This is a genomic window from Actinoplanes sp. L3-i22 (genome assembly GCF_019704555.1).
In the GTDB taxonomy this organism is placed as follows: Bacteria; Actinomycetota; Actinomycetes; order Mycobacteriales; family Micromonosporaceae; genus Actinoplanes.
Genome location: NZ_AP024745.1, coordinates 7407776 through 7429100, shown reverse-complemented (window position 1 = coordinate 7429100; position 21325 = coordinate 7407776). Strand labels below are relative to the sequence as shown.

Annotated in this window: 23 protein-coding genes; 12 read left to right on the top strand and 11 right to left on the bottom strand. The window is 72.3% G+C overall.

Going from position 1 to position 21325, the window contains the following annotated elements:
- Window positions 1-59 precede the first annotated feature (59 nt).
- The 3 genes from L3i22_RS33495 to L3i22_RS33485 are packed head-to-tail and all read right to left on the bottom strand — an operon-like array spanning window position 60 to window position 1154.
- Window positions 60-323, bottom strand: coding sequence for a hypothetical protein (locus tag L3i22_RS33495; RefSeq protein WP_221321489.1), 264 nt, complete (start codon window positions 321-323; stop codon window positions 60-62).
- Window positions 307-822, bottom strand: coding sequence for a MerR family transcriptional regulator (locus L3i22_RS33490; protein WP_221321488.1), 516 nt, complete (start codon window positions 820-822; stop codon window positions 307-309). The genes L3i22_RS33495 and L3i22_RS33490 overlap by 17 nt, the downstream gene beginning before the upstream one ends.
- Window positions 819-1154 (bottom strand): hypothetical protein, encoded by a 336-nt coding sequence (locus L3i22_RS33485; RefSeq protein ID WP_221321487.1) that lies wholly within the window; start codon window positions 1152-1154, stop codon window positions 819-821. The genes L3i22_RS33490 and L3i22_RS33485 overlap by 4 nt, the downstream gene beginning before the upstream one ends.
- A gap of 183 nt (window positions 1155-1337) precedes the next feature.
- Here L3i22_RS33485 and L3i22_RS33480 point away from each other — a divergent pair, with 183 nt between their 5' ends.
- A complete protein-coding gene (locus L3i22_RS33480) occupies window positions 1338-2000 on the top strand; it encodes a PilZ domain-containing protein (protein WP_221321486.1) in 663 nt (220 codons plus the stop codon).
- Between the two features lie 28 nt (window positions 2001-2028).
- Entirely contained in the window at window positions 2029-2568 is a 540-nt protein-coding gene (locus tag L3i22_RS33475) for a TetR/AcrR family transcriptional regulator (RefSeq protein WP_221321485.1), read from the top strand.
- A 44-nt stretch (window positions 2569-2612) separates the two neighbouring features.
- On the opposite strand, the gene L3i22_RS33470 is transcribed toward L3i22_RS33475, so the two are convergent.
- Window positions 2613-3248, bottom strand: a complete 636-nt coding sequence (locus L3i22_RS33470; protein WP_221321484.1) for a response regulator transcription factor — start codon at window positions 3246-3248, stop codon at window positions 2613-2615.
- The gene (locus L3i22_RS33465) at window positions 3200-4507 is read right to left on the bottom strand and encodes a sensor histidine kinase (RefSeq protein ID WP_255657361.1); all 1308 of its coding nucleotides are present in this window, start codon (window positions 4505-4507) and stop codon (window positions 3200-3202) included. Before L3i22_RS33465 ends, L3i22_RS33470 begins: the two co-directional genes overlap by 49 nt.
- 106 nt (window positions 4508-4613) lie before the next feature.
- On the opposite strand from L3i22_RS33465, the gene L3i22_RS33460 reads away from it, so the two are divergent.
- Window positions 4614-5648, top strand: a complete 1035-nt coding sequence (locus L3i22_RS33460) for an acyl-CoA desaturase (RefSeq protein WP_221321482.1) — start codon at window positions 4614-4616, stop codon at window positions 5646-5648.
- A 67-nt stretch (window positions 5649-5715) separates the two neighbouring features.
- On the opposite strand, the gene L3i22_RS33455 is transcribed toward L3i22_RS33460, so the two are convergent.
- Window positions 5716-6585: an alpha/beta fold hydrolase gene (locus tag L3i22_RS33455; protein WP_221321481.1), complete on the bottom strand. Its 870-nt coding sequence runs from the start codon at window positions 6583-6585 to the stop codon at window positions 5716-5718.
- 85 nt (window positions 6586-6670) lie between these two features.
- Here L3i22_RS33455 and L3i22_RS33450 point away from each other — a divergent pair, with 85 nt between their 5' ends.
- On the top strand, window positions 6671-7144 hold the full coding sequence (locus L3i22_RS33450; protein WP_221321480.1) for a MarR family winged helix-turn-helix transcriptional regulator: 474 nt from the start codon (window positions 6671-6673) through the stop codon (window positions 7142-7144).
- A 93-nt stretch (window positions 7145-7237) separates the two neighbouring features.
- On the opposite strand, the gene L3i22_RS33445 is transcribed toward L3i22_RS33450, so the two are convergent.
- Window positions 7238-8785 carry a LamG domain-containing protein gene (locus L3i22_RS33445; RefSeq protein ID WP_221321479.1) on the bottom strand — a complete coding sequence of 516 codons (1548 nt, stop codon included), beginning with the start codon at window positions 8783-8785 and terminating at the stop codon, window positions 7238-7240.
- A 218-nt stretch (window positions 8786-9003) separates the two neighbouring features.
- Here L3i22_RS33445 and L3i22_RS33440 point away from each other — a divergent pair, with 218 nt between their 5' ends.
- Both L3i22_RS33440 and L3i22_RS33435 read left to right on the top strand, forming a co-directional pair.
- Entirely contained in the window at window positions 9004-10068 is a 1065-nt protein-coding gene (locus L3i22_RS33440; protein WP_221321478.1) for a hypothetical protein, read from the top strand.
- A 160-nt stretch (window positions 10069-10228) separates the two neighbouring features.
- Window positions 10229-10651 (top strand): universal stress protein, encoded by a 423-nt coding sequence (locus tag L3i22_RS33435; protein ID WP_221321477.1) that lies wholly within the window; start codon window positions 10229-10231, stop codon window positions 10649-10651.
- Between the two features lie 378 nt (window positions 10652-11029).
- Here L3i22_RS33435 and L3i22_RS33430 read toward each other — a convergent pair whose 3' ends face one another.
- On the bottom strand, window positions 11030-11644 hold the full coding sequence (locus tag L3i22_RS33430; protein WP_221321476.1) for a TetR/AcrR family transcriptional regulator: 615 nt from the start codon (window positions 11642-11644) through the stop codon (window positions 11030-11032).
- A 60-nt stretch (window positions 11645-11704) separates the two neighbouring features.
- Between L3i22_RS33430 and L3i22_RS33425 the strand changes: the two genes are divergently transcribed.
- Entirely contained in the window at window positions 11705-12607 is a 903-nt protein-coding gene (locus L3i22_RS33425; RefSeq protein WP_221321475.1) for an NADP-dependent oxidoreductase, read from the top strand.
- Here L3i22_RS33425 and L3i22_RS33420 read toward each other — a convergent pair.
- The gene (locus L3i22_RS33420; RefSeq protein ID WP_221321474.1) at window positions 12604-12963 is read right to left on the bottom strand and encodes a helix-turn-helix domain-containing protein; all 360 of its coding nucleotides are present in this window, start codon (window positions 12961-12963) and stop codon (window positions 12604-12606) included. The two genes, L3i22_RS33425 and L3i22_RS33420, sit on opposite strands and share 4 nt — an antisense overlap.
- Before the next feature lie 80 nt (window positions 12964-13043).
- Here L3i22_RS33420 and L3i22_RS33415 point away from each other — a divergent pair, with 80 nt between their 5' ends.
- Entirely contained in the window at window positions 13044-13811 is a 768-nt protein-coding gene (locus L3i22_RS33415) for an SDR family NAD(P)-dependent oxidoreductase (RefSeq protein WP_221321473.1), read from the top strand.
- A gap of 10 nt (window positions 13812-13821) precedes the next feature.
- Window positions 13822-14205 (top strand): STAS domain-containing protein, encoded by a 384-nt coding sequence (locus tag L3i22_RS33410; protein WP_221321472.1) that lies wholly within the window; start codon window positions 13822-13824, stop codon window positions 14203-14205.
- On the opposite strand, the gene L3i22_RS33405 is transcribed toward L3i22_RS33410, so the two are convergent.
- Complete coding sequence (locus L3i22_RS33405; RefSeq protein ID WP_221330283.1) at window positions 14119-15072, bottom strand: sigma-70 family RNA polymerase sigma factor; 954 nt, start codon at window positions 15070-15072, stop codon at window positions 14119-14121. The genes L3i22_RS33410 and L3i22_RS33405 overlap by 87 nt on opposite strands.
- A 104-nt stretch (window positions 15073-15176) precedes the next feature.
- Between L3i22_RS33405 and L3i22_RS33400 the strand changes: the two genes are divergently transcribed.
- The 3 genes from L3i22_RS33400 (at window position 15177) to L3i22_RS33390 (ending at window position 20314) form a co-directional block, all read left to right on the top strand.
- The gene (locus L3i22_RS33400) at window positions 15177-15986 is read left to right on the top strand and encodes an alpha/beta fold hydrolase (protein ID WP_221321471.1); all 810 of its coding nucleotides are present in this window, start codon (window positions 15177-15179) and stop codon (window positions 15984-15986) included.
- 129 nt (window positions 15987-16115) lie between these two features.
- Window positions 16116-18602, top strand: a complete 2487-nt coding sequence (locus L3i22_RS33395) for an HAD-IC family P-type ATPase (RefSeq protein WP_221321470.1) — start codon at window positions 16116-16118, stop codon at window positions 18600-18602.
- A 98-nt stretch (window positions 18603-18700) separates the two neighbouring features.
- Window positions 18701-20314 (top strand): methyl-accepting chemotaxis protein, encoded by a 1614-nt coding sequence (locus L3i22_RS33390; RefSeq protein ID WP_221321469.1) that lies wholly within the window; start codon window positions 18701-18703, stop codon window positions 20312-20314.
- Between the two features lie 11 nt (window positions 20315-20325).
- Here L3i22_RS33390 and L3i22_RS33385 read toward each other — a convergent pair whose 3' ends face one another.
- On the bottom strand, window positions 20326-21318 hold the full coding sequence (locus tag L3i22_RS33385) for an aldo/keto reductase (RefSeq protein WP_221321468.1): 993 nt from the start codon (window positions 21316-21318) through the stop codon (window positions 20326-20328).
- Between the last annotated feature and the right edge of the window lie 7 nt (window positions 21319-21325).

The following is a 21325-nucleotide window of genomic DNA, read 5'->3' as shown; positions in this document are numbered from 1 at the left end:
AACTCAGTCACCTGACGTGCACCCGCGAACCGCCGCCGGGTCGGCCGCCGTTGCCGAGGTCAGGTGCCGCAGGTGCAGCCACCACCCGCGCAGGCGGTGCGGTGCCGGCGGCGCGCCGCCCACCACCAGGCGGCACCCGCTCCGGCCGCGAGGGCGACGGCGATGCCGGGCATCCAGTTTCCGGCCGCCGCCCAGCCCGCGCCGGACAGTGCCCCGGCGGCCAGCAGCATCGGCAGCACGCAACAGGCGGCGCAGGCGATCCCGGCCAGGCCGGTCAGGCCGGACGGCAGCAGGCGGCGTAACCGGTCAGCGAGAGTCGGCATCGGGTGCTCCTTCGGCGGCGACAGGCGGGGTGGAGGCGACAGGCGGGGTGGAGGCGACGGGTGGGGTGGAGGCGGCGGGTGGGTTCGAGGCGATGGTGGCGAACGGGATCGGGCAGCAGGGCTCGCCGGCGCAGGTGATCAGGTCGTCGCAGCCCGCGGCGACCGCGGCGCGCAGGGTTGCGGCGATCACCTGGAGGTCGGCGATCCTCGTCTCCACCTCGGTGAGTTTCTCCCGGGCCCGTTGCTGGAGGCCGGCGTCCGGGGTGCCGTGCCGATGGCCGCCGGCGGTGAGCAGGTCGGCGACCTCGTCCAGGGTGAACCCGAGCCGCTGCGCTGCCTTGATCACCTTCAGGACGGTCACCGTCTCGGCCGGGTAGAGCCGGTGCCCGCCGAGGCTGCGGTCCGGCTCGGCCAGCAGGCCGCGACGTTCGTAGTAGCGCAGGGTCTGCAGGTTCACCCCGGCCGCGTCGGCGACCTGGCCGCTGCGGAGCCCGGTCACGGCCGGAGCCCCGCGGCGGCGCGCGCGCCGAGTGCGTCGAGGACCGCGACCTGCGCCGCCGGGACCTCGATGTCCAGCCTCAGCACCCCGTCGCCGGGGTGGAAGGTGAAGGTGAAGAACGAGCAGCAGCCGCTCTCGCGCCGGGTCAGGTCCCGGGCCAGGGCCTCGGCCGCCGGATCGAGGTCCCACCGCAGCGCCGTGGCGGACATCCGCCGCTGGTCGCGCAGCGCGGTGGTGAACAGGTCGTCGAACTCGGCCAGCCGCAGCGGACGCTCGGCGGTCGGCAGGGTGCACGCCTCGGGCACCCAGGTTTCGTCCTCGGTGGTGGTCATGACAAGACGGTAAGCCTGTACCTGGGTACCGGATGCAAGTCCGATGCCACCGGAGCCGCCGGCGTGGTGCCCGGCGGCCGGCGCGACCTGGATCACTCCCGGGCCGCTACCGAAATACTCACCTGCGCGCCCCGGCGGCCGAACATGACCAGCGACCGTCTCTCCCTTCCCGAGGTGCCCATAATGATCGCTGCGGTCTCCGCCATCACCGACCTGCCCGTCACCGGCACGCCGATGTTCCTCGTGCTCGATGCGGGAGTGAACGTCCGCTCGCGTCTGGAGTCGGTCGACGGCGACATCTTCACGGTTGCCGCTCCGCTCGAGACCGTCGGGCCGGCCGCGCCCGGCCCCGGCCACCAGCTCGACGTCTTCTGGGCGCCGCCCCGGACCCGCGTCGTGCTGCCTGCCCGGCTGGTCGCGATCTCCGACGAGGCCCCGTTCCGCTGGGTCCTGGCGCCGGCCGGGCCCGCGCGCCAGAGCAACCGCCGTGAGTTCGTCCGTGGCGGCGGTGGCGCCGCGGTCCGCCTCACCCGCGGCGACCAGGGCATCGACGGCGCCCTGCTGGACATCAGCGAGGGTGGCCTGCGGTGCTGGATCGACGAGCCGGCGGTGCTGACCCCGGGCGACGAGCTGCGGGCCGCGGTGTCGCTCGGGGCGGTCGGCGAGGTCGAGGTGACCGGCCGGATCCTGACGGTTCGCGAGGCTCCGCACGGTGACCCGGGTCAGCACGTGGTGCTCACCTTCGACACCGGGGAAGGCCTGGCCCGGATGATCCGGCTCTACGTGATGACCTGGGAGATCGACGAGCGCCGCCGCCGGCAGGAGGCCGACGCCGGGCGGCCGTGAGGTACGGCTTCGATGTACCGTGCGGTACATGGCCGACCCTCGCGATGAGCTGCTGGCCCGGATCCTCGACTTCGCGGCGCGCGACGGGCTGGCCGATCGGAGTTTGCGGGAGATCGCGAGCGGGGCCGGGACCAGCCACCGGATGCTGCTGTACCACTTCGGCTCGCGGGAGGGGCTGCTCGCCGCCGTGGTCGGGGCGATGGAAGAGCGGCAGCGGGCCGCGATGACCGCGCTGGCCGAGTCCGTGTCCGAGCCCGCCGAGCTGATGACCGGGGTCTGGCGGGCCGTCTCCAGTCCCGAGGCCCGGCCGTTCGTGCGGCTGTTCTTCGAGCTGCTGGCCGCCCGTCCGGCGGCGCCCGGGACGGGTGGACTGACCGCGGGCTGGCTGGCCGACGCGGCGAAGGCGGGCGAGCGGCTCGGGGTCACGACCGACCCGGCGATGCTGCGGCTGGGGGTCGCGGTCAGCCGGGGCCTGCTGATCGACCTGCTCGCCGGGGACGATCCCGGCGAGGTGGACGCGGCCCACGACCTGTTCGTCCGGCTGGCCGGCCGGGGCGATGCCCACTGAGCCGGTGGCGGGGCTGACGCCGTACGTCGAAATCGGGTTTTGGGTCAGGAATTGAGGTAGGCGAGGACGGCCAGGACCCGCCGGTTGTCGTCGTCGGACGGCGGCAGGTCGAGTTTGTTGAGGATGTTGTTGATGTGTTTGCTCACCGACTTCTCGGCGATGCACAGCTTCGTGGCGATCGCGGCGTTCGACCGGCCCTGCGCCATCTCGCCGAGCACCTCCTGCTCCCGGGCGGTGAGCACGGCCAGCGGCTCCCGGCGGGCGAGCAGTTGGGTTATCACCTCCGGATCCATCGCGGTGCCGCCGCTCGCCACCCGGCGGACCGCGTCGACGAACTCGCCGACGTGCGACACCCGGTCCTTGAGCAGGTAACCGATCCCGCCGTGCGGCGAGCTGAGCAGCTCCCGGGCATACAGCGGCTCGACGTGCTGGGAGAGCATCAGCACCGGCAGGCCGGGGATCACCGCCCGCGCCGCGATCGCCGCCTGCAGGCCCTCGTCGGTGAAGGTCGGCGGGAGCCGGACGTCGAGCACGGCCACGTCCGGCCGGTGCTCGGTCAGCGCGGGCAGCAGTGCCGGGCCGTTGTCGACCACGGCGACCACCTCGAACTCGAAGGCCTGCAGCAGCCGGGTCAGCCCGTCCCGGAGGAGGGCATGGTCCTCGGCGATGACAGCGCGCACGGCACCTCCATGGTGATGACGGTCGGACCTCCGGGCGGGCTCGACAGCGTGATCGTGCCATCGAAGGCTGCCAGACGTCGCTGGATGCCGCTGAGCCCGGTGCCGGCGGCCGGATCGGCGGCCCCCGCGCCGTCGTCGGCGACCACCATCGTCAACAATCCGGCCGTGTGCCGCAGGGACACCGAACCGGTCCGGGCGCGGCTGTGCCGGATCATGTTGGTCAGCGTCTCGGCGACCGCGAAGTAGGCCGCGGCCTCCACCGGCGCGTCGAGCCGCCCCGGCAGGTCGACCTCGACGGTGAGCGCCAGCGGCAGGCTGAGCACCAGGGCCTGGACCGCGCCGGCCAGGCCCCGTTCGGCCAGCACCGGCGGGTGGATGCCGCGGACCAGGTGCCGCAGCTCGACCATCGCGGTGCCGCTGGACTCCCGGGCCTCGGCGAGCAGCTTGTGCGCCCCGGCCGGGTTGTGGTCGATGAGCTCGTCGGCCAGCCCGATGATCAAACTCAACGACACCAGCCGCGCCTGTACGCCGTCGTGCAGGTCCCGTTCGATCCGGCGCAGCTCCGCGGCCTGGGCGTCGACGGTGTCGGCGCGCGTGGCGGTCAGCTGGGTCACCCGCAGCCGCAGCTGGGTGGACCGGGTCGGGGCCAGGAACAGCCGGGCGAACAGGGCGTCGACCCGGCGCAGCCACGGCGCCACCGACAGCGCGACGGCCAGGACCACGGCGCCCTGCGGCAGACAGAACAGGGCGTCCGTCCAGTTGCCGGCCGACCAGGTGACGCCGTAACCGAACCAACCGGTGCCGAGCCAGATCCACACCGGGATCAGCGTGACGCCCATCAGCCCGTACAGTGTGATCAGCGTGTCGATCAGGCCGAGACCGAGGCCGACCAGCGCGCCGGGCCCGAGCCAGGCCAGGTCCCGCCAGGTCGCCGGGTCGGTCACGGTCCACCGGAAATGCTGCCATCCGCCGGCGACGAGGCCGGGCGGCCGGGGATGGTACGGCCGGGACACCAGCACCCCGATCGTCGAGGCGCGCCGGCGTTCCAGGTCGGTGCGCATCCGGACCAGCGTCATCGTCCAGGGCACCAGCGCCAGCCCGAGGTACGGCACCGGCGTCATGGCCAGCGCCACCAGCGTCATGGCCAGCAGACCGATGTTGGTGAGGGCCAGGCCGATCGAGGCCCCACCGCGCAGCACGCCGGCCACGCCCCGCCGGAGCCATCGGCCCACCCATCGGACGCTTTCGTGGACCTTCACGCCTCCTATCGTGCCCGGTGCGCCATTCGATGGTGGTGCCAGCACCACCATGCCGTAAGCGGTAGCACTCCTGACAGGGCCGGTGATCGGAGGTTTGCTGGATAGCATGACCATCACCGACGCACAGGTGCCGACCCGGACCGCCGGGAGCGACTTCGCCGTCCTGTCCCGCAGGATCACCGCCGAGGGACTGATGGAGCGCCGGCCGGCGTACTACCTGCTCCGGCTGAGCGTCGTCGCGGCCATGTTCGTCGCCGGCTGGACCGCGTTCTTCCTGATCGGCTCGTCCTGGTGGCAGCTGCTGACGGCGGTGTTGCTGTCGGTCACCTTCACCCAGCTCGCCCTGGTCGCCCACGACCTCGCCCACCGCCAGGTCTTCCGCACCAAGCGGCCGAGCGAGATCGCCGGCCTGATCGCGGGCAACGTCGGTGTCGGCATGAGCTACGGCTGGTGGATGGACAAGCACACCCGCCACCACAACAACCCGAACCACGACGACCTCGACCCGGACGTCGCGCCCGAGGTGCTCATCTGGGCCACCGAGTCGGCGCTGGGCCGGCGCGGCCTCAAGGGGTTCATCACCCGGCACCAGGCCGGCCTGTTCTTCCCGCTGCTCACGCTGCTCGCCATCGACCTGAAGGTCTCCAGCATCAAGGCGTTGCGCAACGGGGTCGTCAAGCGTCGCCGCGTGGAGATCGCGCTGCTGGTGCTGCACGCCGTGGCGTATCTGTCCGCGCTGCTGATTGTGCTCTCGCCGCTGCAGGCGCTGGCCTTCGTGCTGGTGCACCAGGGCCTGTTCGGGGTCTACCTGGGCATGACGTTCGCCCCCAACCACAAGGGCATGCCGCACCCGACCGGCGACGAGGACTTCCTCCGCAAGCAGGTGCTGACCTCCCGCAACGTGCACGGTGGCTGGCTCACCGACGTGGCGCTGGGCGGCCTGAACTACCAGATCGAGCACCACCTGTTCCCCGGGATGCCGACCCCCAGCCTGCGCAAGGCCCAGCCGATCGTGCAGGCGTACTGCGCGGAGATCGGGGTCTCGTACGAGCAGACCAGCCTGGTCACCTCGTACCGGCAGGCGCTGCAGTACCTGCACGAGGTGGGCGAGCCAGCCCGCGCCGAGCACGCGGCCCGCTGAGCCACGGCCCAGATCAACCCCAAAGATCAACCCACGATTTGCGTACGGCGTGCCGGCGCCCGCCGCCTCATCGATCGAGCCGGTCGACGAACGGCAGGAGCGCCGCCGCCAGCCGCTCGGGCGCCTGCTGAGCGACCAGGTGCCCGACCCCGTCCAGGTGAACCGAGCTGACCTCGCCGGTGGTGACCCGGCGGAACGTCTCCCGGGTGAACGGGTGGGCGGCGGCGTCGACGGTGAGGACCGGGACCCGTAGCGGGTACTGCTCGGCGAGCGCCCGCGTCGTGCCGCCGTCGGAGAACAGCGATCGGTACAGCCCCGCGGTTCCGCGCCAGGCGTCGGGCCGCGCGTACGTGCGGACGAGCTCGTCGAAGTCGGCGTCGGTGACCGAGCCGTCGGCCGCGCCCATCATCGGGTAGGCCCACCCGGCGAGCAGTTCGCGCTCGTGGCCGGGGAGCAGCATCTCCGGGATGCCCGGCGCGCCGAGGAAGCCGACGTGCCAGGACCCGCCGTGGTTGACGTCGGCCAGGGCTTCGAGCCCGAACCCGGCGATCGTCGACTCGACCGCGGTGAAGCTCAGCACGTCCGCCGGGTGCGTGGCGGCGAACCGGAAGGTCAGGCCACCGCTGATGTCCTGGCAGAGGACGTGCACGGGACCGAGGCCGAGGTGCTCGACGAGCCGGTGCAGGTCCTCGGCCGAGGCGGCCTCGTGGTAGTCGCCGGGGGCGTTGCTCGAGTCGCCGAAGCCGCGCAGGTCGAGCGCGACGACCCGGTGCGTGGGGGAGAGCAGCGGGATCAGCTTGCGGAACGCCCACCAGGTCTCCGGCCAGCCGTGCACGAGCAGGATCGGGGATCCCTGCTCGCCGGCGGTGACGTAGTGGATCCGGGCGCCGTCGAGGTCCGCGGTGTGGTGACTGACCTCGGGGATGGTGGCGATCATGGAGCGCTCCTGAAATCGACAACTTGGTTGTCCAAAAAGATAGACAGCTTGGTTGTCGAAGTCAAGGTGTGACTAGGCTGAGCGGGTGTCCCGATCCGGCGCCGACCTGGCCCTGTTGCTGCTCGGCGGGTTTCGTGCGCTGGCCGATCGCGCCACCGCCGAACTCGCCGACCGTGGGTACGAGGACTTCCGGCCGGTGCACGACTTCGCGATGCGGGCGATCCAGTCCGGGGCGGAGAGCGCCTCGGACCTCGGGCGGCGGATGTCGGTCACCAAACAGTCGGCGGCCAAGACGATCGCGACCCTGGAGGAGCGCGGCTATGTGGCCCGCGAGCCGGACGCGGTCGACCGGCGGCGGATGCGGCTGATCGTCACCGAGCGGGGGCTGGCGCTGCTGCGCGAGGGGGAGTCGATCTTCGACGAGATGCGGGCCCAGTGGGAGCGGCAGGTGGGCGCGGGGGTCGTCGCGAGCCTCGAGGGCGCACTGCAGAACCTGGTCGGCGACGGGGCCATCCGGCTGGACGCTCCAGGATGGTCGGTGCGCGACCTCGACCCGTGAGCCGCCCCCTCACGCAAGCTGTCCCTGCTCGGCGCCATGACGACGACCGGCCCGCCGCGCCGGTGAGGCGGGACGGGCCGGTCACCGCACTGCCTACGCGGTGAACAGGCTCTGCACGTCCGCGTCGCTCAGTACGCCCTGGTACGCGTCGACCTCGTCGACCTGGCCGAACAGCCATTCCGCCGGCCCGGCCGGGGTGGTCGCCCGGCCGACGAGCAGGGCGCCGGACGTCTGGTAGGGCTGCCAGGTGGCGTCGAGCGCCACCGGCCCGGCCGACGTCCCGTCGACGTAGAGCCGCGTCTGACGGTTCGTGGCGTCGAGCACGCCGACGACGTAGTGCCACTGGTCGGCGCCGGTCGCGGGCGCGGTCGCGGTGGTGGTGGCCGAGTCGTCGGTGCCGGCGCTCACGGCGAACACCCACTGGCCGCCGTCGGCCGGGTCGTAGGCCACCCGGAAGGCGCTGCGGCCGGCGCCGTCCTGGGAGACGACCGTCTGCGCGCCGTGCGCCGGGTCGAGGCGTACCCACGTTGCGATGGTGAACGACTGGGTGGTGAGCAGCACCGGCCCGTCCTGCCACACCGGGTTGTTCCATGGGCCCACGTTGATCTGGCTGCGGCCGTACTCCTGGGTCGCCTCACCGAAGTGCGGGTCGGACGGGTCGTCGATCCAGTGCGTCCCGTCGAGGACGAGGGCCTGGGACCCGCGGGAGGAGGAGTCGACGTAGCTGCCCTTGGTCAGGGCGAGCCGGCGTCCGAAACCGGTGGTGGAGTCGGGCGCGGAGCACAACGTCGGGTCGAGGTCCTCCTCGTAGCACGGGCTCGCGGCCTGGAAGTCCCACGACCCGATCAGCCACGGCCGCAGCAGCCCCGGCTCGCCGGGGATGCCGGTGAAGTCCCGGGCGACCAGCGGCTGGTCGTAGAGCCGGACCTCGGCCAGGTTGCCCTTCCACCAGGACGTGTCACCGCGGCCCAGCCGGACCTCGCCGGCCGGATCGTCGATCGAGGTCACGTTGTGCACGGTGGCCTCGGCCACCCCGTTCACCAGGAGCGTGAGCGTCTGCGTGCCGGCGTCGTGCACGACGGCCAGGTGCGTCCACAGTCCGATCTTGGGGGCGGAGGCCGACCGCGCGATCGACGCCTTGTTGCCCTTGCCGAACTTCGCCGGCAGCTGCACCTGCCAGCGGTTGCCGGCCTTGTCGTAGCCGACCGAGAACGTGGACCGGCCCGCGCCGGCCTTGCTGGCGAAGACCCGGCTGACGCTGGTGTCGGTGAGTCGCACCCAGGCCGCCAGCGAGAACGTCCCGGCGGTGTTCAGGGCCGAGGGCGACGCCGACAGCGACGACGAGGTGCCGTTGAAGGCCACCGCCTGGCCGCCGAGGAATCGGACGTCGTTCTCCCAGCTGATGTTGGTGCCGGTCAGCGGGGTGTCGTTGATGGCCGGCTGCGAGTCGGCCAGTGCCCCGGCCTGGTCGATCCCGGGAAACGTCTGCAGCAGCCACCTCGCCGAGGGGGGAGTCAGCCGGTCGATGTCGGGCGCCGCGGCTGCGGCGGGAGTGAGTGGGAGCAGAGCGGTCGTACCGGTCAGGACCAGGCCCAGCGCGAATCGGCGGGCCGTTCCGGACCACGAGCTTTTGTTGATCATGAAACCTTCCCCGTGAAGATCGATCGACAAGAACAGCCCAGATCCAAGATCATCGAACCGATCGATGAGACTTTCTCACCGGAAACCGATGAATCGCCAGCCGATATCGACACGTCAAATCGACTGTGGACGGTGACCTCAGTAGGTTCCGGGCTTCCCGCCGGCCGTACAAGTGTTCTAAAGTCCACAATGTACTGCCGGACAACGGGGGAGACCAGATGAGATCCCATCACTACCTGCTGCCTGTCATAGCTGGTGCCGTGCTGGTCGCCGGCGCCGAGCCGGCTTTGGCCGATGATCCGCCGGTGATCGGCGGGCCCGGCGTGCCGGTGCATCCCACCGCGCCGTCCGGCCCGGGTGGACCTCCGGGAACTCCGCAGAAGGTGCAATACGCCCCGACCGAGGTCGTCGGCCTGAACGGCTCCGCCACCACGGGCGTCGCGGTCAACGACGGCGGAACAGTCGTCGGCACGAGCGGCGAGCATGCCTTCAGCTGGTCGGACGGCCGGATCGTCGACCTGGGCGCGCTCGACGGTGGCATCTCCGCGGCGGTCGGCATCAACGACTCGGGGCTGATCGCCGGCAACAGCACCGACGCGACCGGGGTGGGCCATGCCGTCGTCTGGCGCGACCACCTTCTGACCGATCTCGGCCCTGGGGTGGCGTTCGCCGTCAACGACCCTGGCCAGGTCCTGGTGGAGCGGCCGGTCGGCACGGAGACCCACCGATTCCTCTGGCAGGACGGGGAGTTCACCGATCTGGGTGTCCGTGCGCCCGGCACCGAGACGACCGGGCTGACCGACGCCGGTGACGTGCTCGGCACGTACCCGGTCCCGGCCGGCGACCCGTGCGAGTGCGGTGTCTCGGCGGGCGTCCTGCACGACGGGGCGGTGACCACGTTCGGTGCGCTCGTCACCGGCGTGCCGGATCCGGTCAGCCGCCCGTCGGGTGCGAACGACGACGGTGACGTGGTCGGCGCCGCGGCGATCGATCAGAGCGGCACGTCGCGTCCGTTCCTCTGGCATGACGGCGCGCTGATCCAGCTGCCGGTGCTCGGTGGTGCCCAGGGCATCGCCCGTGACGTCTCGCCGGGCGGCTTCATGATCGTCGGCCGTGCGCGGACCGACCATGATCCGGCCGAGGTTCCGGTGGCGTGGGACAGCCTGGGGCAGGTCCGGGACCTGACCGAGCAGGGCTTCACCGCCGGTGACGACCCGGTCCAGATCACCGACACGATTCTCATCCTGACCAACCGGGACGGGCACGCCTACCTGTATCGGTGAGCCGCTCGCCGCTGCCCCGCCCGCGAATCCAGCGGGCCGGGGCGGCATCGGTCGGCTCTGCGTATTGCCGAACGATTTCCGCGAGATTACAGTCCCCGGCAGCAAGCTCACCTGTCGTTGCGGCTCGTCCCCCGGGAGTCGACGTGCAAGAACCGCTGACATGCCCGGCGTGATCGTCGTGGGTCTGGACGAGTCGGAGACGTCGATGCGCGCCGGCGCCTACGCGGCCGGGATGGCCCGGCGGCAGGGCTGGCGGCTGGTCGGCGTGCACGTGCGACCGGTGGCGGGCGGCATGCTGTCGTTCGCCGATCCGTTCGCGGCCTCGATCGCGGCGTCCTTCGCGAACGGGGACACCCTGCCGGCCGAGCTGCACGACACGCTGCAGCTGTCCCGGTTCGGGGTGGACTGCGAGATCTTCACCCGGCACGGCGACCCGTTCGCCCAGTTGTGCCAGGTGGCGACGCGGATGTGGGCGGACGCGGTGATCGTCGGCCGCTCGCGGAGCCCGCTGCACCGCATCGCCGGCTCGGTCGCGCACCGCCTGGTCCGTTGCGGCCGCTGGCCGGTCACGGTGGTCCCGTAGGCGCGGCCGCCCAGGCTCGCCCGAGGAGCGATCCTCGGGCGAGGCCGCCATCGCCCGGCGCAACCTCGCGCAGTTCCCGAAGGTCACCGTCGTCGCGGCGGCCTTCGAGGACTGGCAGCCCTCGAACGGAACCTTCGGCGCGATCCTCTCCGCGACCGCTTTCCACTGGCTTGACCCCGACGTGCGCATGAGCTGATCGACGACGTCTACGACGGAGCGATCACCAAGCAGTACCGGACCCGGCTCGCCATCGCCCACCGAACACCGTGACTCGGCCCGACACCCGAGCAGGGCAGAGAGAGCCGGTTCGCTGCCAAGGCCGGTTGAGTTCCGTGCGGCACGCTCGCTGGTGCTGCTCACGTGCGACTACGAGTTCGCCTATCGGGTCAGCCAGCGGTCGAGCTCGGTGAGGACGTTCGCGATCTCGGGCTGCAGCGCGTCGGCTATCGCGGCCGGGGTCTGGCCCTCGTGCGTGCGCCGGCCCGCCTCGGTCATGATCAGCCGGAAGACGCCGGCCACCGCGATGCCCTGCAAGCCGGCGACCGCCGGGGGAACCGGGCTGGTCTCGGCGATCGCCGCGGCCAGGGCGCCGGCCTGACGGTCGGTCAGCTCCAGGGCCAGCCGGTTGACCGCCGGGCTGATCGCGGCCAGATATCCGAGCGCTCCCCGGGCACTCTCCGGCGGGCTGTCGCGGATGTTCGCCACCGTCTGCAGGACGTAGTCGCGGATGGCGGCCGCCGGGCTGACCCCCGCGGGCCGGGAGCGGATCAGGTCGGTCAGCCGCTGCTCGATCTCCTGTTCGCGGTCGAGGATCAACTGCTCTTTGGTAGGGAAGTAGTTGTAGAGGGTCTGCTCCGCCACCTCGGCCGCGCGGGCGATCTCGCTGACCGTCACCTGCTCGTACCCGCGCTCGGCGAAGAGCCGCGCCGCGGTGTCGGCGATCAGTCGGCGGGTGCGCGCCCGCTTGAGCTCACGAAGTCCCGGTTCAGGCATCGGTTAACTGTAGCAAACCATAAACTTGGAGCTCACTCCAGAAATGGGTATGCTCGCCCGATGAGAGCAGTGCGATTCAGCAGGTTCGGCGGTCCGGAGGTCCTCGAGCTCGCGGATCTTCCGGAGCCGCATCCCGAGAGCGGTGAGGTTCGCATCGTGGTGCGCGCGGCCGGCATCAGCCTCAGCGACGCGCGCAAACGCCAAGGGCTGATGGATCAGGAGCTACCGCAGACCCTGGGCTACGAGGCGGCCGGCGTCGTCGACGAGCTCGGCGAGGGCGTCACCGACGTGGCGGTCGGCGACCAGGTGTTCGGGTTCTGCGGCGCCGGGGCGGCCCAGGCCGAGTCGGCGGTGCTGTCGTTCTACGCGCCGATCCCGTCGTCGATCGGCTTCGCGTCCGCCGCCGCGCTGCCGGCCGCGATCGAGACGGCCATGCGGGCGCTCGACCAGCTCGGCGTCAGCGCGGGCAGCAGCGTGCTGATCAGCGGCGCGTCCGGGAGCATCGGCAGCGCCGCGGTCCAGCTTGCCGTGGCCCGGGGCGCTCGCGTGATCGGCACCGCGGCCGCGGCGAACCAGCAGCTGTTGGGTTTGCTGGGCGCCGAGCCCGTCGTCTACGGCGAAGGCCTGTCCGGGCGGGTCCGGGAGCTGGCTCCGGGCGGCGTCGACTTCGCGCTGGATGTGGCCGGCAGCGGCATCCTGCCCGAACTGATCGGCCTGGCCGGTGGTCCGCAGCAGGTGCTGACGGTCGCGGATTTCCTGGGCGCGCAGCAGTACGGCGTGCGGTTCAGCAGGGGCGACTCCGGGCGCGCCCTGCACGCGCTCACCGAGATCGGCCCGCTGATCGCATCGGGACGCTTCCAGCTCCCGCCCGTCCGCGGCTTCCCGCTGGCCGAGGTCGCTGATGCGCACCGGGCCATCGAGGCCGGCGCGGCGAGCGGCAAGCTCGTGCTGCTCGCCGGCTAGCGCTCCGCGGGAGTGTGGAGCAGCGGCGTGACGTGGCGCTCGCCGAAGCGCCGCAGCGCCTGCAGGACCGGCACGATGTCCTCGCCGGCCGGCGTCAGCAGGTATTCGTCGCGCGGCGGCCGCTGCTGATAGGGCCGGCGCCGGAGCAGTCCGGCGTCCTCGAGCCGGCGCAGCCGCTGGGTCAGCGTCTCGCGCGGGGCGCCGGTGTTGGTCTTGATGTCGCTGAAGCGGTGGACGCCGAAGCTGATCTCGCGCATCACGAGCAGGCTCCAGCGGTCGCCGAGGATCTGCAGCGCGTCGGCGATCGAACACACCCGCGGGCCACCCAGGTTGGTCGGTTCGATTTTGTGACTCACCCCGCAACCCTAGCGTGCGGCCGCCCCGGGCGGCCTATGGTGAGTCCAGAAATCGAACCGACTAGAGGGCGGGGCACAGCGTGAGCCGGATTCTGATCACCGGAGCATCCAGGGGCATCGGGAAAGGCCTGGCCGAGGAGCTGACCGAGCGCGGCCACGAGGTGATCGCCACCGCCCGCGACGTCACCGCGCTCACCGGCGTGCCGGCGGTGCTGCGGCTGGCGCTGGACGTGACCGTGCCGGAGTCGGTCGGGGCCGCCGTGGCCGCCGCCGGCCGCGTCGACGTGCTGATCAGCAACGCCGGCGACACGCTCCGGGCCCCGGTCGAGACGGTGCCGATGGCCGAGGTCCAGCGGATCTTCGAGCTCAACACGTTCGGCGCGCTCCGGGTGGCGCAGGCCGTCCTGCCCGGGATGCGCGAGCGTGGGGCGGGGCGGATCCTGTTCGTCTCCAGCATTCAGGGCCGCCTGGTGATCCCGCTGATCGGCACCTATGCGGCCAGCAAGTGGGCGCTGGAGGCGTTCGCGGAGACGCTCGCGATCGAGGCGCGGCACTTCGGCGTCGCGGTGCAGGTGTTCCAGCCGGGCGCGGTCGCCTCCGGCGGGGCGGAGCGGGCCCGGATGTACCTCGACGACGACAATCCGTACCGTCCGCTGCTCGATCAGCTGCCGAGGTTCCGGTCGGCGCCGATCACCGTGGCGGAGGTCGCGCGGGCGGTCGCGGCGGCGCTGGAGGACGAGCGGACTCCGCTGCGTATCCCGGTCGGCGACGCCGCCGTCGCCCAGCTCGCCGCGCGGAAGGCGGCCCCGGAGGACGAGCCGTTCACTCCCGCGGCCCTCGACTGGTGACGCAGTGCCGATGAGTTTGCGCGCCCCGGTCGGTCCTCATCACGTGGCGGTCTTGTTCGCCGTCGGTTCGACGGTCACCCGAGCGGACATCCCCGGCCTGTGCGCCGGCCTGTCCGCGCTGCTGGACGCCGGGGACCGCGGAGTAGTGCTCTGCGACGTGTCCGGCGTGACCCGGCCGACCGTCGTGACGGTCGAGGCCCTGGCCCGGCTCCGGCTGACCGCGCGCCGGCACGGCCGGCGCCTGCTGCTCGCCGGCGCCCGCCCGGACCTGCGCGGCCTGATCCGCCTGCTCGGGCTGGCCGGCGAGTTACCCGAGGTGGGCCGGGAGCCCGAACAGCGGGAACAGCCGGGCGGTGTCCAGGAAGTTGTTGACCCCGGCGATGCGCCCGGCTGAGATCTCCAGCACGATCAGCGCCCACGGGTCGTGCCCGGCGCCGGTCCGGCTCGGCCGGTACTGCCCGAACGCCGGCAGGCCGCTGGCCACCACCGGCACCAGCCGGGAGCCGCGGCAGCCGCTGCCGGTGCCGGCCATCCACGCCGAGATGTCGTCGTGGCCGCGCAGCCACAGCGGCAGCGGCGGCATCGACAGTTTCGCGTCGTCGTGCAGCAGCGTGGTCAGCGCGTCGAGGTCGTACGCCTCGAACGCCCGCACATAGCTGCTGAGCAGCGCCTGCTGCTCCTTGTCCAGCGGATCGTGCACGTCGGCGGTGACCTCGGCCGTGGCGATCGTGGCGCGGGCCCGCTGCAGGGCGCTGTTGACGCCGGCCACCGACGTGTCGAGCAGGTCGGCCACCTCCTGCGCCGACCAGGCCAGCACCTCCCGCAGGATCAGCACCGCCCGCTGCTGGGGCGGCAGGTGCTGCAGCGCGGCGATGAACGCCAGCCGGATCGACTCCCGCCCGGCGACCACGTCGGCCGGGTCGGCGACCGCGGCCAGCACCCGGGCGTCCGGCACCGGGCCCACCCAGATCTGCTCGGGCCGCGGCTCGCCCGGGTCGGTGGCGTGCCCGGACCCGGCCGGGCCGAGATCCATCGGCCGGACCCGCAACTGCGCGCTGGTCAGCATGGTCAGGCAGACGTTCGTCGCGATCCGGTACAGCCAGGACCGCAGCGCGGAGCGCCCCTCGAACCGGTCCAGCCCTTTCCAGGCCCGGACCATCGTCTCCTGGACCGCGTCCTCGGCCTCGAAGGCCGAGCCGAGCATCCGGTAGCAGTGCCCGGTCAGCTCCGGCCGGAACGCCTCCAGCTGCCGCGATTGCATCGTCGTGTCGGCCACGCGAGAAAACCTAGCGCGCGCCGATGAGTTTGCGGCACACGCCCGGTCTGAACCGGCAACAGTCGATCGTGAGCAACGAGGGAGACATCATGACGAGCTTTGGTTCGGGTCAGTACGCCGAGGTCAACGGCATCAACCTCTACTACGAGACGCACGGCGAGGGCAGCCCGCTGGTCCTGCTGCACGGCGGTCTCGGCTCGGGGGAGATGTTCGGGCCGATCCTGCCCGCGCTGGCCGCGAAGCACCGGGTGATCCTGGTCGACCTGCAGGGGCACGGCCGCACCGCCGACATCGACCGGCCGCTGGACCTCGGGCTGATGGCCGACGACGTGGCCGCGCTGATCGACCACCTCGGCCTGGACCAGCCGGCCGTGGCCGGTTTCTCGCTCGGCGGCGGGGTGGCCTATCACGTCGCGTTCCGGCACCCGGCGAAGGTGGGCCGGCTGGTGGCGGCGTCCGCGCACATCAGCCGGGCCGCCACCTATCCGGAGATCCTTCAGCAGCAGGGCCAGGTCACCGCCGCGGCGGCCGACTTCATGAAAGAAACGCCGATGTACGAGCTCTACCAGCGGGTCGCCCCGCGCCCGGAGGACTTCCCGAAGCTGCTCGACAAGGCCGGCGAGTGGATGGCCAAGGACTTCGACTTCACCGACGAGGTCCGCAACCTGCGGGTGCCGACCCTGGTGGTCGCCGCCGACGCCGACATGGCGCCGCCGAGCCACTTCGTCGAGGTGTTCAAGCTGCTCGACGGCGGGCTCCGGGACGGCGGCTGGATGAACGAGGGCCGGCCCGCCGGCGGGCACGCGCTGGCCATCCTGCCCGGCCTGACCCACTACAACATCGTCGACTCACCGCTGTTCGCCGCAGTCACCCTGGCCTTCCTGGAGCAGAAGAACTGAGCGCCACGCCCGCGCCCCCGATCCGCACGCCGCGCTCCCCGGGCCGGGGGAAATGACCTCCGGGGGCGGTGGTGGTGGGCGACCATGGCCCTACAGCGTGTCGGAGAGCAGCCCGGGAGTGCGAGCCGAATGGACGTCCGAGCGGGTCTGACCAGTGGTGAGGCCGAGGCCCGGCGGCGGCGCGGGGAAGGCAACGTCGCCGCCGGTGGGAGTACCCGCGGTTACGCCGACATCCTGCGCAGCAACGTCTTCTCGTTCTTCAACACGATTCTGTTCGTCATCGGCGCCGCGCTGCTGGCCCTCGGGCGGTACAGCGACGCGCTGATCAGTGTCGGACTCGGCCTGATCAACGCGGTGATCAGCGCCGTTCAGGAGATCCGGGCCAAGCGCAAGCTGGACCGGCTCCAACTGCTGGACCGGGCCGCCGTGGTGGTGGTCCGCGACGGCCGGGAGGTCGAGGCCGCCGTGACCGAGGTGGTCCGGGGTGACCTGCTGCGGGTCCGGGCCGGCGACCAGATCGTGGTGGACGGCCCGCTGCTCGACGGCGGCCGGGTCGAGGCCGACGAGTCGCTGCTGACCGGCGAGTCCGACCCGGTGCTCAAGAACCCCGGGGACGACCTGCGCTCGGGCAGCTTCTGCGTGGCCGGGGACGGCTACCAGCTGGCCCGGGACGTCGGGGCGGACAGCTACGCCGGGCGGCTGACCGCCGAGGCCCGCCGATCGACCACCGACCGGACCCCGCTGCAGCGGCGGGTCGAGTTCGTCGTCCGGCTGGTGATCACGCTGACCGTGCTGATGAGCGGCGTGATCCTCGGCCAGGCGATGATCGAGGGGCTGAGCGTGCTGCGGACGGTGCAGATCACCGCGGTGCTGTCCGGGCTGATTCCGTACGGGTTGTTCCTGCTCATCGCGGTCGCCTACACCGGGGGCGCGGCCCGGATCGCCAAGTGCGGCGCGCTGGTCCAGCAGGTGAACGCGGTCGAGTCGGTCAGCAACGTCGACGTGGTGTGCACCGACAAGACCGGCACGCTGACCACCGGGCGGCTCACCGTCGAGCGGGTCCGGGCGTTCGGGGAGTGCGATGCCGAGGCGCTGCTCGGGGCGTTCGCCCGCACCGTGACCAGCGCGAACCTGACCACCGTCGCACTGGCGGCCGGCCTGCCCGGCACGGCCTGGCCGGGGGTCCGGGACGAGGTGCCGTTCTCGTCCTCGCTGCGCTGGTCGGGGGTGACCGTCGCGGACGGCAGCTGGGTGCTCGGTGCGCCGGACGCGCTCACGCCGTACGTCGGCAATCCGGTTTTCGCGGAAGTGGTCGCGGACCTGGCGGCGCGCGGCCTGCGGGTGTTGCTGCTGGCTCGCGTCCCGGACGCCGGGCTGCGCGACGGTGCCGGCGGGCCCGCGCTGTCGCCGCTGGAGGTGGTCGGGCTGGTCGCGCTCGCTGATCAGTTGCGGCCCGAGGTCGCCGACAGCATCCACCGGTTCCGGGCCGGCGGGGTGGCGGTGAAGGTGCTCTCCGGCGACGACCCGCGGACCGTCGCCGCGCTCGCCGCCCGCGCCGGACTCGACGCCGGTGATCCGGTCGCCGGCCCGGCCCTGGACGGCCTCGACGACGCCGCCCTCGACCGGATCGTCGCCGGCACGGCCGTGTTCGGACGGGTCGCGCCGGAGCAGAAGGAACGCGTCGTCGCCTCGCTGCGCCGGCAGGGCCACTACGTCGCGATGATCGGGGACGGCGTCAACGACGCCCGCGCGATCAAGGGCGCGCACGTCGGCGTCGCGATGCGCAGCGGCAGCGCGGTCACCCGGGACGTCGCCGACATCGTGCTGCTCGACGACTCGTTCGCCGCGCTGCTGCCCGCCCAGCACGAGGGCCGGCGGATCGTCAACGGCATCACCGTCTCGATGTACGTGTTCCTCGCCCGGGTCGCCTCGCAGGGGCTGGTCATCCTCGCGGTGACCATGCTCGGCCTGGGCTTTCCCTACGCCCCGGCGCAGGTCGGCCTGACCCTGCTGACCGTCGGCGTGCCGACGTTCTTCCTCACCATGTGGGCCCCGGACACCCCGCCGGACCGGCACCCGCTGACCAACCTGGCCCGGTTCGTCCTGCCGGCCGCGATCGTCACCGCCGGGTTCGGCACGGCGATCTATGCCATTCTGTACGAATCGGTCACCCAGCTGTTCACCGTCGGCACCGCCCCGGCCGACCGGATCGCCGACTTCGAGGCCCTGACCGGGCTGACCTACGGCGGCGCGGACTTCGTGGCGGCGGCCGCGTCGATCGGCGCGCAGACCGGCCTGACCACGTTCTTCTGCCTGGCCTCGTTCATCCTGCTGCTGTTCCTCGCCCCGCCGAACCGGTTCTTCGCGGCCTGGCGGGCCCCGATCGCCGACCGGCGGCCCGCGCTGCTCGTGATCGTGCTGCTGCTCGCCTTCATCGCGGTGCTGTTCACCCCGGCGCTGTCGGACTACTTCGAGCTCACCGGACCCGGGCCGATCGTCTTCACCACCGTGCTGCCGACGCTGGTGCTGTGGTTCGCGCTGCTGACCGTGGCGTTCCGGGTCAACCTGCTGGAACGGCTGCTGCAGGTCGAGGGACTGCGCGACGCCGTCCGGTGAGCCACGGGTTCAGCAGTTCCGGCCGCGGGCCGATAGGACTGTCGGCGCTGTGATCGCAGGGCCTCGGCGTGGTGCCGGGGATCGGGAGGACCGTGCTGATGTCCGCAACGAGTAGCGCTCGGCCGCGCCGGGGTCGCGCCTCAGGATGGTTCGGCGACCTTCCGGTCGCGGCGAAGATCTTCACCGCGGTCGGTGTGGTCGCCGCGGCGGCCGTCGCCGCCGGGGTGCTGGCGGTCGCCAGCCTGGCCACGGTGTACGCCAGCAGCGAGGCGGTGGTGCGGGAGAACATGGCGCCCGCGCTGGAACTGGCCGATCTGCACACCGCGGCGCTGGGGGCCCGGATCGCGGTCCGGGACGTCGCCCTGAAGACGGACAAGGCGGCCGCGGTGGCCGCGCTGCAGAAGGCCGACGACGCGGTGACCGCGGCGGTCGCCACCTACCGGCCGCACGCCAACGATCCGGCCGCGATCGATGAGTTCAGCCAGATCTGGCAGCAGTACCTGAGCATCCGCGACGCCAAGCAGATCCCGGCCGCGCGCGCCGACAACCTCGTGCTGTTCGAGGATCTCGCCACCAACACCCTGGTCCCGCTGGTCAACAAGGCCTTCGCCGCGCTGGACACGGCCCGCGAGGCGGAGACCACCGACGCGCACCGGAAGATCGCCGACGCGCAGGCCCAGTACCATCGGGCCCGCCTGCAGGTCATCCTGCTGGTCGGCCTCGGCGTGCTGATCGGCGCGGTCGTGGCCGCGTACACCGTGCGGCGGATCGTCGGGCCGCTGCGGCAGGTCGGCGCGGTGCTGACCGGCCTGGCCGGCGGCGACCTGACCGGGGTCGCCTCGACCGGGTCCCGCGACGAGATCGGCCGGATGGCCGACGCCCTCGACACGGCGACGACCAGTCTGCGCGACACCGTGCAGGAGGTGTCCCGGACCGCGGCCGGCGTCGCCACCTCGGCCTCGGAGCTCGCGCAGACCACCATCACGATCGCCGGCACCGCCGAAGGGGCGTCCGGGCAGACCCAGACGGTCGCCGCCGCCGCGACCGACGTCTCCGAGCGGGTGCAGTCGGTCGTCGCCGGCGCCGAGGAGATGTCCGCCGCGATCCGCGAGATCGCCGAGTCGGCGTCCGACGCCGCCCGGGTCGCCGCGGCCGCCGTCACCGCCGCGACCAGCGCCTCGCGCACCGTCGCCCAGCTCGACACGTCCAGCGCCGAGATCGGCAACGTGCTGAACCTGATCACCTCGATCGCCGAGCAGACCAACCTGCTCGCCCTGAACGCCACCATCGAGGCGGCCCGGGCCGGCGACATGGGCAAGGGCTTCGCGGTGGTCGCCTCCGAGGTCAAGGACCTGGCCCAGGAGACCGCCCGGGCCACCGAGGACATCTCCGGGCGGGTCGCCGCCATCCAGGCCGACGCCCAGGCCGCGGCGACGTCGATCAACGAGATCGCCCGGGTGATCGAGGAGATCAACCAGTACCAGACCACGATCGCCGCCGCGGTCGAGGAGCAGACCGCGACCACCGGTGAGATCAGCCGGAACATCGCCCACGCCGCGGCCGGCACCACCGACATCGCCGGCACCATCGGCCAGGTCGCCGCCGGAGCGACCACCACCAGCACCGGCATGCGTCAGGCCCGGGCCGCCACCGAGGAGCTCGCGGTGGCCGCCACCGGCCTGCAGAACCTGGTCCAGCGGTTCCGCTTCTGACCGGTCGCCGGTCAGAGGTTGGTCTGGGCCTCCAGGGCATCCGGGTACCGGCCGCCCCGGATCTCGAACTCGGCCGACAGCCCGTCCAGCCGCTCGACCTCGGCCGGGGTGAGCGTGAGGTCGGCGGCGGCGAGGTTCTCCTCGAGGCGGTGCGCCTTGGTGGTGCCCGGGATCGGGACGATCCACGGCTGCCGGGCGAGCAGCCAGGCCAGGGCGATCTGGCCGGGCGTGACGCCCCGGTCCGCGGCGACCGCCTTGACCGCGTCGACCAGGGCGAGGTTGTGCTCCAGCGCCTCCCCGGCGAACCGGGGGATCCGGGCGCGCAGGTCGTCGGCGGCGAAGGCGGTCGAGGTGTCCACGGTGCCGGTCAGGAAGCCCTTGCCGAGCGGGCTGAACGGCACGAAGCCGATGCCCAGCTCGGCGCAGGCGGCGAGCACCCCCTGCTCGGGGCGGCGCCACCACAGGTTGTACTCGCTCTGCACCGCGGTCACCGGCTGCACGGCGTGGGCGCGGCGGATGGTCTCCTCGGCCGCCTCGGACATCCCGAAGTGCTTGACCTTGCCCGCGGTGATCAGCTCCCGGACCGCGCCGGCGATCTCCTCGATCGGCACGTCGGGGTTCACCCGGTGCTGGTAGTACAGGCCGATCACATCGAGGCCGAGGCGCCGGAGCGACCCGTCGACGGCGGCCGGGAGATCCTCCGGGCGCAGCATCCGGCCGCGCGGCACGCGGCTCACCGGGTCGATGTCCTGCGCGAACTTGGTGGCGATGACGACCCGGTCGGCGTACGGCGCGAGGGCCTCGCCGACCAGCTCCTCGTTGACGTGCGGCCCGTAGATCTCGGCGGTGTCGAAGAGGGTGACACCGAGGTCCACCGCCCGGTGCAGCAGGGCGATCATGTCCTTGCGGTCCGGGGTGCCGCTGTAGCCGCCGGTCATGGTCATGCAGCCGAGGCCGAGGGCGGAGACTTCGAGGCCGCTGCGGCCGAGGACACGTTTCCGCATCATGGGG

Excerpts from the sequence above, each read along its gene's own strand:
- L3i22_RS33495 (WP_221321489.1), bottom strand. The coding sequence starts at position 323 with ATGCCGACTCTCGCTGACCGGTTACGCCGCCTGCTGCCGTCCGGCCTG.
- L3i22_RS33485 (WP_221321487.1), bottom strand. The coding sequence starts at position 1,154 with ATGACCACCACCGAGGACGAAACCTGGGTGCCCGAGGCGTGCACCCTG.
- L3i22_RS33480 (WP_221321486.1), top strand. The coding sequence starts at position 1,338 with ATGATCGCTGCGGTCTCCGCCATCACCGACCTGCCCGTCACCGGCACG.
- L3i22_RS33475 (WP_221321485.1), top strand. The coding sequence starts at position 2,029 with ATGGCCGACCCTCGCGATGAGCTGCTGGCCCGGATCCTCGACTTCGCG.
- L3i22_RS33460 (WP_221321482.1), top strand. The coding sequence starts at position 4,614 with ATGACCATCACCGACGCACAGGTGCCGACCCGGACCGCCGGGAGCGAC.
- L3i22_RS33455 (WP_221321481.1), bottom strand. The coding sequence starts at position 6,585 with ATGATCGCCACCATCCCCGAGGTCAGTCACCACACCGCGGACCTCGAC.
- L3i22_RS33445 (WP_221321479.1), bottom strand. The coding sequence starts at position 8,785 with ATGATCAACAAAAGCTCGTGGTCCGGAACGGCCCGCCGATTCGCGCTG.
- L3i22_RS33440 (WP_221321478.1), top strand. The coding sequence starts at position 9,004 with ATGAGATCCCATCACTACCTGCTGCCTGTCATAGCTGGTGCCGTGCTG.
- L3i22_RS33435 (WP_221321477.1), top strand. The coding sequence starts at position 10,229 with ATGCCCGGCGTGATCGTCGTGGGTCTGGACGAGTCGGAGACGTCGATG.
- L3i22_RS33430 (WP_221321476.1), bottom strand. The coding sequence starts at position 11,644 with ATGCCTGAACCGGGACTTCGTGAGCTCAAGCGGGCGCGCACCCGCCGA.
- L3i22_RS33425 (WP_221321475.1), top strand. The coding sequence starts at position 11,705 with ATGAGAGCAGTGCGATTCAGCAGGTTCGGCGGTCCGGAGGTCCTCGAG.
- L3i22_RS33410 (WP_221321472.1), top strand. The coding sequence starts at position 13,822 with ATGAGTTTGCGCGCCCCGGTCGGTCCTCATCACGTGGCGGTCTTGTTC.
- L3i22_RS33405 (WP_221330283.1), bottom strand. The coding sequence starts at position 15,072 with ATGCAATCGCGGCAGCTGGAGGCGTTCCGGCCGGAGCTGACCGGGCAC.
- L3i22_RS33400 (WP_221321471.1), top strand. The coding sequence starts at position 15,177 with ATGACGAGCTTTGGTTCGGGTCAGTACGCCGAGGTCAACGGCATCAAC.
- L3i22_RS33395 (WP_221321470.1), top strand. The coding sequence starts at position 16,116 with ATGGACGTCCGAGCGGGTCTGACCAGTGGTGAGGCCGAGGCCCGGCGG.
- L3i22_RS33390 (WP_221321469.1), top strand. The coding sequence starts at position 18,701 with ATGTCCGCAACGAGTAGCGCTCGGCCGCGCCGGGGTCGCGCCTCAGGA.
- L3i22_RS33385 (WP_221321468.1), bottom strand. The coding sequence starts at position 21,318 with ATGCGGAAACGTGTCCTCGGCCGCAGCGGCCTCGAAGTCTCCGCCCTC.